The 13,388-nt window shown below is 73.5% G+C and carries 10 protein-coding genes; 6 read left to right on the forward strand and 4 right to left on the reverse strand.

The window, feature by feature from the left end:
- Positions 1–37 precede the first annotated feature (37 nt).
- The gene (locus tag LPA41_RS04235; RefSeq protein ID WP_229068443.1) at positions 38–1,516 is read right to left on the reverse strand and encodes a S9 family peptidase; all 1,479 of its coding nucleotides are present in this window, start codon (positions 1,514–1,516) and stop codon (positions 38–40) included.
- Between the two features lie 175 nt (positions 1,517–1,691).
- On the opposite strand from LPA41_RS04235, the gene LPA41_RS04240 reads away from it, so the two are divergent.
- From LPA41_RS04240 to LPA41_RS04265, 6 genes are all read left to right on the forward strand, one after another.
- Entirely contained in the window at positions 1,692–2,516 is an 825-nt protein-coding gene (locus LPA41_RS04240) for an ABC transporter substrate-binding protein (RefSeq protein ID WP_229068444.1), read from the forward strand.
- Entirely contained in the window at positions 2,489–3,319 is an 831-nt protein-coding gene (locus LPA41_RS04245) for an amino acid ABC transporter permease (RefSeq protein WP_229068445.1), read from the forward strand. Before LPA41_RS04240 ends, LPA41_RS04245 begins: the two co-directional genes overlap by 28 nt.
- Positions 3,320–3,324: 5 nt before the next feature.
- Positions 3,325–4,098 (forward strand): amino acid ABC transporter ATP-binding protein, encoded by a 774-nt coding sequence (locus LPA41_RS04250; protein WP_229068745.1) that lies wholly within the window; start codon positions 3,325–3,327, stop codon positions 4,096–4,098.
- A 101-nt stretch (positions 4,099–4,199) separates the two neighbouring features.
- Positions 4,200–4,907, forward strand: a complete 708-nt coding sequence (locus tag LPA41_RS04255; RefSeq protein ID WP_229068446.1) for an alpha/beta hydrolase — start codon at positions 4,200–4,202, stop codon at positions 4,905–4,907.
- A gap of 217 nt (positions 4,908–5,124) precedes the next feature.
- Complete coding sequence (locus LPA41_RS04260; protein ID WP_229068447.1) at positions 5,125–7,821, forward strand: LuxR family transcriptional regulator; 2,697 nt, start codon at positions 5,125–5,127, stop codon at positions 7,819–7,821.
- Between the two features lie 3 nt (positions 7,822–7,824).
- The gene (locus tag LPA41_RS04265; RefSeq protein WP_229068448.1) at positions 7,825–10,650 is read left to right on the forward strand and encodes a LuxR family transcriptional regulator; all 2,826 of its coding nucleotides are present in this window, start codon (positions 7,825–7,827) and stop codon (positions 10,648–10,650) included.
- Here LPA41_RS04265 and LPA41_RS04270 read toward each other — a convergent pair.
- The 3 genes from LPA41_RS04270 to LPA41_RS04280 all read right to left on the reverse strand — a co-directional run bounded on the left by LPA41_RS04270 (position 10,619) and on the right by LPA41_RS04280 (position 13,362).
- Complete coding sequence (locus LPA41_RS04270) at positions 10,619–11,461, reverse strand: alpha/beta fold hydrolase (RefSeq protein ID WP_229068449.1); 843 nt, start codon at positions 11,459–11,461, stop codon at positions 10,619–10,621. The two genes, LPA41_RS04265 and LPA41_RS04270, sit on opposite strands and share 32 nt — an antisense overlap.
- Positions 11,462–11,572: 111 nt before the next feature.
- Positions 11,573–12,736 (reverse strand): GDSL-type esterase/lipase family protein, encoded by a 1,164-nt coding sequence (locus LPA41_RS04275; RefSeq protein ID WP_229068450.1) that lies wholly within the window; start codon positions 12,734–12,736, stop codon positions 11,573–11,575.
- On the reverse strand, positions 12,733–13,362 hold the full coding sequence (locus tag LPA41_RS04280; protein WP_229068451.1) for a TetR-like C-terminal domain-containing protein: 630 nt from the start codon (positions 13,360–13,362) through the stop codon (positions 12,733–12,735). The genes LPA41_RS04275 and LPA41_RS04280 overlap by 4 nt, the downstream gene beginning before the upstream one ends.
- Positions 13,363–13,388 lie beyond the last annotated feature (26 nt).

Consider the following 13,388-nt stretch of genomic DNA (forward strand, 5'->3'; position numbering starts at 1 on the left):
GGTCCGCCGCAGGGCGACGCGGCGCCGGCACCCGCGATCACGACGCGGAGAGGGGCAGGGCGACCGCCAGCGGCCACGCCACGACGACCGAGCCGGTGACCGCGATGAACCCGGTCGCGACGCCCGACCGGTTGAGGAAGAAGCTCCACAACGCCTGCCAGAGCATCAGGCCGACCAGAGGGAACAGGGCCAGGGTGACGAAACCGTGCGTCAGGCCGACGACGGCCGCGGCGGCCAGGACGACCACGACGACCGCCGCGACGGCCAGCAGGCGCAACGGCTCGGCGGCGGTGACGCGTTCGGTGGCGAAGGCGAGCAGGGCGAACGCTGCCCAGACGATCGGAAGCAGCCACCAGCGGTCACCGACGGGCAGGGCGTGGGTCATTCCCAGATGCACCGGTACGACTATCGCGAGCACCGCGTACGGAACGGTCAGCAGCAGGCGGGGACGGGCCGTCACCGGAGCGGGCCGGTTCGCGATGGTGGGACGCCAGGCCGCGTACGCCAGAAGCAGCGCTCCCGTCACGGCCGCGTACCCGATGACGTAGCCGGCGACCGCCAGCGGCAACTGCGCCGTGGGCAGGAACCGGGCCGCCACCGCGCCGGCGCCCGCCGCCACCGCCGTGACCGCCGCGACCCGGACCGCTCCGATGAGGCGGCTCGCCACCGGCTCCGGACGAGCCGGCCGGCGCGGGTCGGTTGTCGTGCCCGCGAGCTGGGCCACGAACGGTGGGAAGGCGAGGACGAACGCCAGCACCAGCAGGACCGTGCCCGCCAGCCGCCGGCCGGGGAACGGGATCGCACCGTCGGTGCGCGGCCCGCCGAACGCCCGGTCCAGCCACGCCACCGTCTCCCGGTGCGTCTGCGGGGCGTACAGGACGGTGATGTGCTCCACGCCGGGGACGATGCGGACCGCGCGGTCGTCGCGCTGCGCGGCGACGTCGGTGGCGACCTCGCGGAACCCGGGGAACTCGAGCGCACCGGCGATCGTGAGCAGCCGGGCCGGGCGTTCCGCGGAGGCGACCACCGCGTCCGGCAGGGAGATCGCCACGGTCGCTGTCACGTCGGGGTGGGCGGCCGCGTACCGGGTGACGGCGCCCGCGCCCATCGAGTGCCCGACCAGCGCGACCCGGGACGCGTCGACGTCCGGCAGCGAGCGCAGGTGGGCCACCGCCACGCTCAGGTCCCGCTGCAGGGCCTCGGTGGACTCGTCGGTGCCGGCGGCCTGGTCGGGCAGCTGCCGCGTGCTGGCGCCGTGGCCGGCGAAGTCGAGCAGGACGACCACGTAACCGCGGGCCGCCAGGGTGTCACCGAACGGCGCCATCAACGTGGCGGAGCCGGAGAAGCCGTGCGCGACGACGACACCCGGGTGCGGCCCGTCCCCGGCCGGGCGCACCACCTCGAGCGGCACCCCGGCGGAGGTGACATGCGCCCGGCTCGGACCGGGACCGGCGCCGGCGATCAGCCAGCCGCCGCCGAGGGCGAGCAGGAGCAGGAGGAACAGCGTACGTTTCACCAGGTTCTCCCTGCGGCGGCACCGGCGGACGCCGGATCCTACCGGGATCCCCGCGCGGCGCGGCGGCTCGAGGGGCGAACCTTTTTCGCCTACCGCGATGGTTGGGTATGGATCTCCATGTTTTAGGCTGTCCTGACCTACTTACCCGCGTGGGCCGAGGACCAGGGAGAACGACATGAACATACGGGCGAACGCTCGTCAGGCGGCCGCGCTGACGGCCTCCGCGATCCTGGCGATCGGCATCACCGGTTGCGCCAAGGAAGATACCGGTGGCACCACCGAGACCGGTGTGGCGCTGGTGAAGTCGGGTGTGCTGACCACGTGCACCCACCTGCCGTACGCGCCGTTCCAGGCGAAGGACGCCAGCGGCAAGGTGGTCGGCTTCGACGTGGCGCTGATCGACCTGGTCGCCGCGAAGCTGAACGTCAAGCAGGAGATCGTGGACACGCCGTTCGAGGGCATCAAGTCGGGCGCGGACCTGAACTCCGGCAAGTGTGACGTGGCCGCGGCCGGCATGACGATCACCGACGAGCGCAAGCAGGTGCTCGACTTCTCGGAGCCGTACTTCGACGCCACCCAGGCCCTCGCCGTGGTGACCGGTAAGAAGGTCGCCACGCTGGAGGAGCTCGCGGGCAAGCGGCTCGGCGTGCAGGGCGGGACCACCGGCGAGGAGTACATCAACGCCACGGTCAAGGAGAAGGGCCTCAAGATCGAGGTCGTGTCCTACCGGGATCTGGCCGCGCTGCAGCAGGCGCTGGCGACCAACCAGGTCGAGGCGGCCGTCAACGACCTGCCGGTCTGGAACGAGTACATCAAGGCGAACCCCGGCAAGGTCGAGGTCGCGGCCGGTTTCGACACCGGCGAGCAGTACGGTTTCGCCGTCAAGAAGGGCAACGCGAAGCTGCTCGAAGCCGTCAACCAGGCGATCACGGCGGCCCGCGGCGACGGCACGTACGACAAGATCTATGCGGAGTGGATCGGCGAGAAGCCGGCCAGCTGATCCTGCCGATGAAACTGAGTCGCCGCCGGCGGCAGCGGATCGTCCGCGTAGCCGGCTACATCGTCTTCGCGCTGGTGATCGCGGGTGCGCTGGGTGCCGCCGACTGGGGACGGCTGTCCGAGGCCTTCTTCCGGCTCGACGTCGCCCGGAGCATGTTCCCCGAGGCGATCACCGTCGCGCTGCGCAACACCATCGTCTACACCCTGCTCGCGTTCGTCTTCGGTCTGACGCTCGGGCTGATCCTGGCGCTGATGCGGCTGTCGTCGATCCTGCCGTACCGCTGGGTCGCCACCGCCTACATCGAGCTGTTCCGCGGACTGCCCGCCCTGCTGGTGCTGTTCATGGTGGGGTACGGCGTGCCGCTGGCGTTCCCGGACCGGGAGATCCCGGGCGGCGTCTACGGCTCGGTCACGGTGGGTCTCGGGCTGACCGCCGCGGCGTACATGGCGGAGACCATCCGCGCCGGCATTCAGGCGGTTCCGAAGGGTCAGCTCGAGGCTGCCCGTACGCTCGGCATGTCGCATGTCCGCGCGATGATCTCCATCGTGCTGCCGCAGGCGTTCCGCATCGTCATCCCACCGCTGACCAACGAGATCATCCTGCTGACCAAGGACACTTCCCTGGTGTACGTCCTCGGCGTCACCCCGGCGACGATCGAGTTGACCAAGTTCGCCGGTGACGCGCTCAACACCCGGGTCAACCCGACGCCGCTGGTGGTGGCCGGGCTGCTCTACCTGGTGATCACGCTGCCGTTGTCGCAGGTGGTACGGGCGCTGGAGCGCCGGGCGAGTAGGGAAAGGTGAGCGAGCTGTCCACCATCGAGATCGCGGGGCTGCACAAGTCGTTCGGCGCCCTGGAGGTGCTGCGCGGCATCGATCTGGCGGTCGAGCCGGGCGAGGTCGTCTGCGTGATCGGCCCGTCCGGTTCCGGCAAGTCCACGCTGCTGCGCTGTGTGAACCTGCTGGAGGAGCCGAGTTCCGGCACGATCCACGTGGCAGGTGTCGACGTCACCGACCCGGACTGTGACATCGACGCCGTACGCCGGCGCATCGGCATGGTCTTCCAGCAGTTCAACCTGTTCGGTCACCTCACCGTCCGGGAGAACGTCACCATCGCCCAGCGCCGGGTCCTCAAGCGTGGCCGTGCCGAGGCCGCCCGGATCGCCACGGAGAACCTGGAACGCGTCGGTCTCGTCGACAAGGCGGCGGCGTACCCGGCGCAGCTGTCCGGCGGGCAGCAGCAGCGTGCCGCGATCGCCCGGGCGCTGGCGATGGACCCGGAGCTGATGCTCTTCGACGAGCCGACCAGCGCCCTCGACCCGGAACTGGTCGGCGAGGTGCTCGCGGTCATGCGCGGCCTGGCCGCCGAAGGGATGACCATGCTCGTGGTCACCCACGAGATGGCGTTCGCCCGCGAGGTCGCCTCCCGGGTCGTCTTCATGGACGGCGGCGTGATCGTCGAGCAGGGCCCGCCGGAGCAGGTCTTCGGGGCGCCCCGCGAGGCGCGGACCCGCGAGTTCCTGCACCGGGTGCTGGAGCCGACCCGGGTCAGCGAGGCGGAGATCCGAGGCGACGACGTGTGACGCGGCGGCGGGCGCCGGAGCGGTCGGTTGACGGATGGCAGCGGGGTGCCGGGCGGAAAGACTTCGAGGCGTAACCCACGACCTCGTAGAGGGAGAACCCCATGGCCACCGTCGTACTCGTGCACGGCGCCTTCGCCGACGCCTCCAGCTTCGCCAAGCTCATCCCGGAGCTGCTGGGCAGCGGCATCAAGGTGCTCGCCCCGGCCGTGCCGAACCGCAGCCTGACCGGCGACGCCGCCTACATCGCCTCGATCGTGCGCGGCATCGACGGGCCGGTGCTGCTCGTCGGGCACTCCTACGGCGGCGCGGTCATCACCGTGGCCGGCGCCGAGGAGAACGTGAAGGGCCTGGTCTACCTGTCCGGCTACGCCCTGGCCGAGGGTGAGAGCCTGGGTCAGCTGCAGGGCGGCTTCCCCGACTCGGACCTGGCGTCCGCCCTGGTCTACACGAAGTTCCCGATCGAGGGCGCCGAGGACGGCACCGACGTCAGCGTCGACATCGAGAAGTTCCCGGCCGTGTTCGCCCACGACATCGACCCCGGGCTGGCCCAGGTCCTCGCCGTCTCGCAGCGCCCGCTGACCGGCCTGGCCTTCGGCGAGCCCGCACCGGTCGCCGCCTGGCGGACCAAGCCGTCCTGGGGCGTCGTCTCCTCCTCGGACCACACCATCAACCCCGAGGTCGAGCGGTTCGGCTACCAGCGCGCCGGCGCCAAGGTCACCGAGATCGACTCGTCGCACCTCGTCATGCTGTCGCACCCCGCCGAGGTCGCCGGCATCATCCGCGAAGCCCTCGCCACCATCGACGGCTGACCGGCGGACCGGCCGGGCGCCCGTCGCGCCCGGCCGGCGCCGTACCGGCAGGGCGCCCGTCGCTCCCGGCCGGCGCCGTACCGGCAGGGCGCCCGTCGCTCCCGGCCGGTGCCGTACCGGCAGAAGTCCGGAACTGCCTCTCTTCTTCATGGTCCGGCCGCCGCCGCGGTGATGCACTGATGCCTCGGCCGGTTCGGCACGGAGGGGGCGGGCGACGATGACGGGCAACGGCACAGCACTTGTCGGGCGGGAACGCGAACTGGCACATCTGACGGCGGTGGTCGACGCCGTCGACCGCGGGCCGGTGTCGCTGTTCGTCTGCGGGGACACCGGCATCGGCAAGTCGAGCCTGCTGGACGCGGTCACCGCACACGCCCGCCGCCGCGGATTCCGGGTCCGGGTCCTGGGCGGCGCCACGAACCGGCCGTTCGGGTTGTGGCAGTCCCTGACCGGCCCGGGTGGCGTCGACCCGGCCGGGCTGCCACCGCACCTGCGCCGGTCGCTGGCCGCACTACGGGAACCCCACCCGGGCGCATCCGTCGACGAGACCGCCCTGGTCACCGCGCTGCTGCTGGCCCTGGAACACCTGGGCACCGACGCGCCCGCGCTGATCGTGGCGGACGACATCCACGAGGCCGACCGCCTGTCGCTGTGGCTGCTCACCGAAATCTCCCGGCACCTCTCGACCGAACGCGTGGTGCTGCTCTCGGCCGCGCCCGACCACGCGGTGCCGTCCGAGTTCACCGCCGACCTGCCGCGGTACCGGCTCCGGCCGCTCAGCGAGGACGGCGCGGCCCGCCTGCTCGACAGCTGGGCGGTGCCGATGACCGCCCGGCAGCGCCGCGACGTGCTGCGCCGGGGCGCGGGCAACCCGCTGGCCCTGCGGCTGTTCAGTGACGCCGCGGCGCTGCCCCCGGCGGCGGCCGCCCCGGTGCTGGCGCTGCCCCCGATCACCCGGTCGCTGCTGCTGCACGCGGCGCTCGCCGACGAGGCCGAGCACGTCGACACCCTCACCGCGGCCGCCGGTGCCGCGGGTGACCTGAGCGACTGGGCACCGGCCGAGCGGGCCGGACTCATCGCGATCCGCAACGGCACGGTGCGGTTCCGCAGCCCGCTGACCCGGGTCGCCTGCGCGGCCGGTCGCACTCCGGGGGACGTGCCGGCGGCCCACCGACGGCTGGCCGCGGTCACGCCGGACCCGTACCGGCGGGCCCATCACCTGGCCGAGATCAGCGCCGAACCGGACGAGGCCCTGGCCGCCACGCTCGAGGCGGCCACCCGCGGCGCCGCCGACTTCGCCACGGCGACCGTGCTGCAGTCGGCGGCGGAACGCAGCCCCGACGACGAGCACGCCGCCCGCCGCTACGCCCGGGCCGTCTTCGCCGCCTGGTGCAGCGGCGAACCGGAGTGGACCATCGAGCTGTACGAGAAGGCCACCGCGGCCACGTCCGACGCCGACACAGCAGCCATCGCCGCGTGCGGTGCCGGGTTCGCGCTGATGCAGTCGGCCCGGCCGTGGCAGGCGTTCGACATCACCCGCCGGGCGGTGCGGCGCCGGCCCCGCGACGAGCAGATCGCCCTGCTGGCGATCTGCATCAGTGCGGGTGCGGCGCTGTCGACAGGGGTGCCGGCCCACCGCGAGCAACTGCCCGGGCTGCTGGACCTGGTGCGGCCCGGGCGTCCGGCGGCCCCGCTCGCCGGCCGGCGCCCGATGGTGGACCCGGCCGCCGCCCGGGCCGCGGTCCTGGCCATCAGCGATCCGGCCCGGTACGCGACGCCCGCCTCCCCGGTGCACCCGATCGGCGCGGTCCGGGCCGAACCGCTCCAGCTCACCGCCTCGGGCACGCTCGCGTTCATGCGGGACGACTCCGCCCGGGCCGCCACCGACCTGTACTCCGCGTGGTCCGCCGGGTCCCGCGCCGGATCCCCGGGCATCGCGATGACCCCGCTGCACCTGCTGGTCGTCGCCATGATCGACTGCGGGCGGTGGGCCGACGTCGACCGGCTCCTGGACGAGGCCGACCAGCTGGCGGCGGTCCGCCGGGTACCGCTGCTGGAGACCGTGGTGCCGGTGCTGCGTGCCACCATCCGGGCGCTGCGCCACGACCAGCACGCACCTCGGCCGGCCGGCATCCCGACGCTGCCCGGCACCACGTTCGTGGACACCCTCACCGGGCGCGCGGCGGGCCTCGGCGCACTGGCCGCAGGCGACCACGAGCAGGCGTACGCGCACTTCCGGCAGATCTTCGACGAGGACGGCGAGCCACGGCACTACTTCCTCGGCCCGCGTTCGCTGCCACAGCTGGCGCTGACCGCCGCGCGCACCGGGCACGCCGCCGAGGCACGCCGGATCCTTCAGCGCTGCCGGCAGGCCGTCGGTCCGGTGCCGACCGCGCGGATGGCGATGCTGCTGGCACACTCCGCCGCCCTGCTCGACGGGACACCCGGGGCCGAGAACCACTTCCGGCAGGCCGTCGGCAACCCGGCGGGTACGCTCCACTGGCCGCTCGAGTTCGCCGAGGCGCAGCTCAACTACGGTCTCTGGCTGCGCGGCAGGCACCGTGTCCACGAGGCCCGGCCGCACCTGCTGGCGGCCCGCGACGTCTTCCTGCGGCTCGGCGCGCGGGCCCACGCCGACCAGTCGCAGCGCAGTCTCCCGGTCGGCCTGCTGCCGGCCGGTGAACCGGCGCCGCGGACCGGCAAGTTCGCCGACCTCTCCGCGCAGAAGCAGATGATCGCCCGGATGGCGGTCAGCGGACTGAGCAACCGGCAGATCGCCGAACGCCTCTTCCTCTCGCCGCGCACCGTCGGCTCCCACCTGTACCGCATCTACGCGGAACTCGGCGTGGGCAACCGGCACCAGTTGCGCGCCCTGATCGACGACACCACCGCGACGCTGCCGATCGGAGCCTGACCGATGATCTCCCTGCCGTCCGGCCACCGCCTGATCGGGCGCGACACCGAACTCGCCCGCGTCGCCCGGCTGCTGACCACCGCGCCCGGCGACATCGCCTTGCCCGGGGACACCGCGGCGCTGCTTGTCACCGGGCCTCGGGGCGCCGGCAAGTCCAGCCTGCTGCTCGCCGGCACGCAACTGGCCCGGGACGCCGGGCGGCACCGCGTCGTCCGGCTGCACGGCACCTCCCCGGCCGGCCGGCGGCCGTTCCGGCAGATCCTGCTGGCCCTGCGCCAGGAACTGCCGGGACTGCCGCCACAGGTCAGCGGGCCGGCCCGGGCCGCGATCGGCCTGGAACCGGACGCCCGGCCGATCAGCGACGAGGACCTGCCGTCCGTGGTCCGGGCGGCAATCGTCGCGTCCGCCGCCACGTCACCGATCCTGATCATCGCGGACGACGCCGATCGCCTCGGCCCGGACGTGCTCGGCCTGCTGGCCCGGGTGTCCGGCTGCCCCGGGGTCGCCGTGCTGGTCGCTACCCGGGAACCCGTCCCGGCCATGCTCGCGGCGCTGCCGGTGCTGCGTCTGCCGCCCCTGCGACCCGACGCCGCGACCCAGCTGTTCACCGACCGCAACCCGGTCACCACGGCGCAGCGGCGTGCCGAGATCCTGCACCTGGCCGCCGGCAACCCGGCGGCGCTCGTCGAACTCGGGCACAGTGTCCCCCCGTGCGGCGGCCTCCTCGCCGAGACCACCGAGACGCTCACCGCACTGCCCGCGCCCACCCGGGCCCTGCTGCTGCGCGCCGCCGCCCTGCTACCCGGCGACCCAGCACTGATCTTCCCCACCGCGTCCGGGCCCGGCGACCCGGCGCTGATCTTCCCCACCGCGTCCGGCTCCGGCGACCCGGCGCTGATGTCCCCCACCGCGTCCGGGCCCGGCGATCCGGCGCTGATCTTTCCGGCCGGGTCCGGGCCCGGCGACTGGCAGCCCGCGGTCGAGGCCGGTCTGGTCACCTTCACCGCCGCCGGGCTCGCCTTCGCCCACCCCCTGGCCGCCGAGGCCGCCTACCGGGCGGTCCCCGCCCATGAGCGCCTGCGCGCCCACCAGGATCTCGCCGTTGCGCTCACCGCTCATCCGGAGCACCGGGCACTGCAACTCGCCGCCGCCCCCGGCACCGACGAAGAGGTGGCCGCCGCTGCCGAAGCCGCGGCCGCCGTCTTCCGGGACCGCGGCGACCGGTACGAGGCGACCACCGCCATGTGGAAGGCGGCGCTGCGCTCCCCCGCACCCGCCGACGCGGCGCGCCGGCTCGTCCGGGCCGTCGCGGACGCCCGCGACCTGCGCGACACCGAGTGGGTGGCCGAACTGCACGCCGAGCTGTGCCGGCTCACCGACGACCCGGATCTGCTGGCCGAGGCCGCCGGATCGACCACCGCCGCCATGCTCTGGGCCGGATGGCACCGGGAGGCGTACGACATCCTGCTCGCCACCCACGACGTCGGCCCGGCAGCGGATCCGCGGCACGCCCTGAACCTGGCCGTGATCGCCGCCTCGATCGCGTGGCTCACCGGCGAGCGGGAACACCGGGCCGGGCTGATCCGGATGCTGGAGGCCGCCGGCACCACGGCCGACCCGGTGGCCGCCACGGTCGTCCGCACGGTCATCGACCCATCGGCACATCACGGCCGGGAACTCTGCCGCAGCATCACCGTCCCGCCGCCGGGCGAGCCGCTCGACCCGCGGGGCCGGACCCGCCTGATGCAGCTCGGGCTGATCGCCTGGGCGGAGGACGAGAGCAGCCTCGCCGCCCGGGCACTGACCCGGGCGCTGACCGGCGGCACCCGGCCGGAACACTTCGCACCCGCCGGCGGCTCGGTGATCGCCCTGGTCACCGCCCTGATCGATGCCGGCGAGTGGCAGCAGGCCGACCGGTACGCCGACCCCCGCACGGCCACCGGCCTGCCCGCCCTGAGCGTCGGCCTCGCCTCCCTGCGCGCGCTGCTGCACGCCCTGCGCGGGGAGCACGCACAGGCTCTGCACCTCACCCAGCAGGCGTGGCAGCAGCTGGACGTGCGGGAGAACCTGTCCACCCACGTCCGGCTGCTCCGGGCGGCCGGCCTGGCCTGCATCGGCGGCGGCGACCACACCAACGGCTACCGCTATCTGCGCGCCATGTTCGACCCGGACGGCCGCCCGGTGCACCCGCACCTGTCACCACGATCGGTGGCGGAACTCGCCGGGGCGGCGGTCCGCTGCGACAGGCACGGCGACGCCCGGACCGTCGTCGACGCGGTCACGCGGGACGCCGGTGACCGGCCGAGCGCCCGGATGCGGGTCCTGCTGCGGCTCAGCGAGGCGCTGCTGGCCGGTGACGAGGACGCCGGGGAACACTTCCGGCTGGCCGCCGGCGAGGCGGACGGCCCGCGATGGCCGTACGAGAATGCCGTCGTCCACCTGCACCACGGCGTGTGGCTGCGCCGCCACCGTGGTGTGCGTGAGGCGCGAACGGCACTCTCGTACGCCCAGAAGATCTTCCTCGAGATCGGCGCCCGTGACGCCGCCGGGATCGCCGCCCGCGAGATCGCGGTGGGTTCACCGCCCGCCCCGGTCGCGGGCCGTTCCGCCTGTGTGGCCCTGACCTCGCAGGAGACGCAGGTGGCGGCGCTGGCCGCGCAGGGTCTGAGCAACCGGGCGATCGCGGAGCGGCTGTTCATCTCCGCGCGGACGGTCGCCACCCACCTGTCGCGGGTCTACAGCAAGACCGGCATCCGCAGCCGCCACGAGCTGCACGCCGCCACCTTCGCGCCGACGGTCAGGCAGCAGCCCGCAGGATCAGGTCGGTGACCTGGGCCGGGTGCGCCACCATCGCGGCGTGCGAACTGTGGATCTCGACGGTCCGGCCCTTCGCGGCCCGCGCCGCCATCGCCTTCTCGGCGACCGGCGGAATGGTCTTGTCGTCGAGCGAGACCAGGTAGTACGCCGGGATGCTCTTCCACGCCGGCACACCGGTCTCGCCCTCGAAGGCCGCCGACGACAGCGGCCGCTGCTGGGTCGCCATCAGCTTGGTCTCGCTCAGCGGGGCGTCCGCCGCGAACAGCTTCGGGAACCACGCCGGGTCCACTGTCGTGTCGACGGCGCCGGAAGCGTTCGGGTACGGCCGCTTGATCAGGTGCGAAACCAGCACCGAGTTGTCGCCGCCGGCGAGCGCGCCGGCCTCGGCGATCGTCTCACCCTGATCCGGTGCGTAGGCGGAGATGTAGACGAGCGACTTCACGTTCGGGTTGCCGGTGGCCGCGTTGGTGATCACCGCGCCGCCGTAGGAGTGACCGACCAGCACGATCGGGCCGCTGATCGTGGCGAGGAAGCTCTTCAGGTACGCCGAGTCCTCGTCGAGGCTGCGCAGCAGGTTCGGCGGCGCGACGACGGTGTAGCCCTTGGCCTGCAGCCGCTTCGTGACGCCGTTCCAGCCGGAGGCGTCGGCCCAGGCGCCGTGCACCAGCACGATCGTCGGCTTCACCGAGTGAGCCGGCTTGCTCGCGGCGACCGGGACGCCGGCGGTGACCGGCGTCGCGGCCGACGCGGCGGCCGGGATGACGGCCAGTGCGGACGCGGCGAGGACGCCGGCCAGGGCGAGCCGGGACGTGGGGAAGGACATGCGGAACCTCCGTGGTGCGCGGTGCGGGAGGGCCCCGCACTCGCTGGTTCCGAGCCTGCCCCCGGCCACGGCCGCCGCCATCGGTCGCCTTACTGCCGTGCCCTGCTTGCCTTACTGCCGTGCCCGGCCGAAGGGTCCGCCGGCGCCGAAGGCGAACGCGCCGAAGCGTTCACCCATCAGCCGGTGCGTGGCCGCGTCCGGGTGCAGCCGGTCGGGCAGCGGCAGCGCGCCGGCGTCGCCCTCGCCATAGAGCGTCAGACCGTCCAGAAAGAACAGGTTGGCGTCGTCCCTGGCCCGCTGGGCGACGAGTCGGGCCAGTTCGGCGCGGATGGTCCGCAGGGTCAGCTTGCCGCGGGCGGCCTCCGCCGGGTCACCGGTCGCGACGAAGCGCAGCTCGCCACGGCCGAGCGCCTCGGTGTCGAACGCGCCGGGGCCGGGGGTGTCCTCGTGGATGGGGCAGAGGATCGGGGAGACGACGAGCAGCGGGGTCTCCGGGTGTCCGTCCCGGACGGTGTCCAGGAACCCGTGCACGGCGGGGGTGAAGGCGCGCATCCGCATCAGGTCGGCGTTGACGAGGTTGATGCCGATCTTGACGCTGATCAGGTCGGCGGGCGTGTCGCGCATGGTCCGGGCGGTGAACGCGTCGAGCAGCGCGCCGCCGCCGAACCCCAGGTTGAGCAGTTCGACCCCGCCGATCGCGGCGGCGAGCGCGGGCCACGTGGTGCTCGGGCCGGCAGCGTCGGAGCCGTGGCTGATCGAACTGCCGTGGTGCAGCCACACGGGCCGGTCCGTGCGGGCCGGCTCGACCGGCGCGTCGGTGCGCAGCGCGATCAGCTCGGTGGTCTCCCGGTGCGGCAACCAGATCTCGATGTCCTTCTCGTGCTCGGGCAGGCCGGTGAAGCGCAACGTGCCCGGTTCGCCGGCGCGGTGCTCCACGGCGCCGGTGGCCAGGTCGACCACCAGGGCGTCACCGCCGGTGACGCCGGCCTGCTCGACCAGCCGGCCGTCGACCACCAGGTCGTAAAGCCCGTCCGGCCGCGACGGGACGCCCGGGTAGACCCGGCGGGTCGGCATCGTGTCCAGCTCGATGGCGGTGGCCCGGCTGCGGAAGGCCAGCCGCACGCCGGACGGATGGGACTCCGCCATGGACAGTTGCCCATCGGTGTTCTGGGCGCGGGCCCAGGCGGGCAACCGGTGCGGCAGCAGTCCGCGTGCGGTGCGTTCGAGGTCGAGCGCGCCGCGTACCAGTTCGGGGGTGATCGCCGTGATGTTCATGGTTCCTCGATCGGATCTGCGGGAGTTGCGGGTGCCGGCCAGTTGCGGAGCAGGAAGTCCAGCGCGTCCAGGCTGCGTGACCAGCTGACGTCGCTACCGGGTGCGCTGTGGCTGAACGCGCCCTCCAGTTCCAGGCTCACGAAGCCGTGGACGACGCTGCCCAGCAGGCGGACCGCGTGCGTCTGGTCCACCCCGGTCAGGTCGTAGCCGCGCAGGATCGCCCGGCTCATCTCCGCGTGCCGGGGCCCGGCGCTGGCGGCGGCGGTGGCGCCGTCGAGCCGGTAGCGGGTGGCGGCATAACGGCCGGGGTGCTCACGCGCGTAGTTCCGGAAGACCTCGGCGAACGCCGCCAGCGCGTCCTTGCCGGCGCGACCGGCCAGGGCGACCGCCAGCCGGTCGGCCAGCTCGTCCAGGGCGAGCAGCGTGATCCGGGTCTTGAGATCGTGCGCGCTCGCCACATGGGAGTAGATGCTCGCCACCTTCACGTCGAAGTGCCGGGCCACCGCCGACAGCGTCACGTGCTCGAACCCGGCCTGGTCGGCCAGCTCGGCAGCGGCCAGCGCGAGGCGGGCACGGGTAAGTCCGGCGCGAGCCACGTCGTCCTCCTCGGTGAGCGTCAGCGACAACCTAAAGGCTATAGGCAAAAACCTTC

Origin of the sequence: Actinoplanes sp. DH11, assembly GCF_020873875.1 — a bacterium.
In the GTDB taxonomy this organism is placed as follows: domain Bacteria; phylum Actinomycetota; class Actinomycetes; order Mycobacteriales; family Micromonosporaceae; genus Actinoplanes.

Bases quoted from the DNA above. Each gene is read 5' to 3' on its own strand.
- LPA41_RS04270 (WP_229068449.1), bottom strand. From the start codon at position 11,461: ATGTCCTTCCCCACGTCCCGGCTCGCCCTGGCCGGCGTCCTCGCCGCG.
- LPA41_RS04265 (WP_229068448.1), top strand. From the start codon at position 7,825: ATGATCTCCCTGCCGTCCGGCCACCGCCTGATCGGGCGCGACACCGAA.
- LPA41_RS04240 (WP_229068444.1), top strand. From the start codon at position 1,692: ATGAACATACGGGCGAACGCTCGTCAGGCGGCCGCGCTGACGGCCTCC.
- LPA41_RS04255 (WP_229068446.1), top strand. From the start codon at position 4,200: ATGGCCACCGTCGTACTCGTGCACGGCGCCTTCGCCGACGCCTCCAGC.
- LPA41_RS04275 (WP_229068450.1), bottom strand. From the start codon at position 12,736: ATGAACATCACGGCGATCACCCCCGAACTGGTACGCGGCGCGCTCGAC.
- LPA41_RS04260 (WP_229068447.1), top strand. From the start codon at position 5,125: ATGACGGGCAACGGCACAGCACTTGTCGGGCGGGAACGCGAACTGGCA.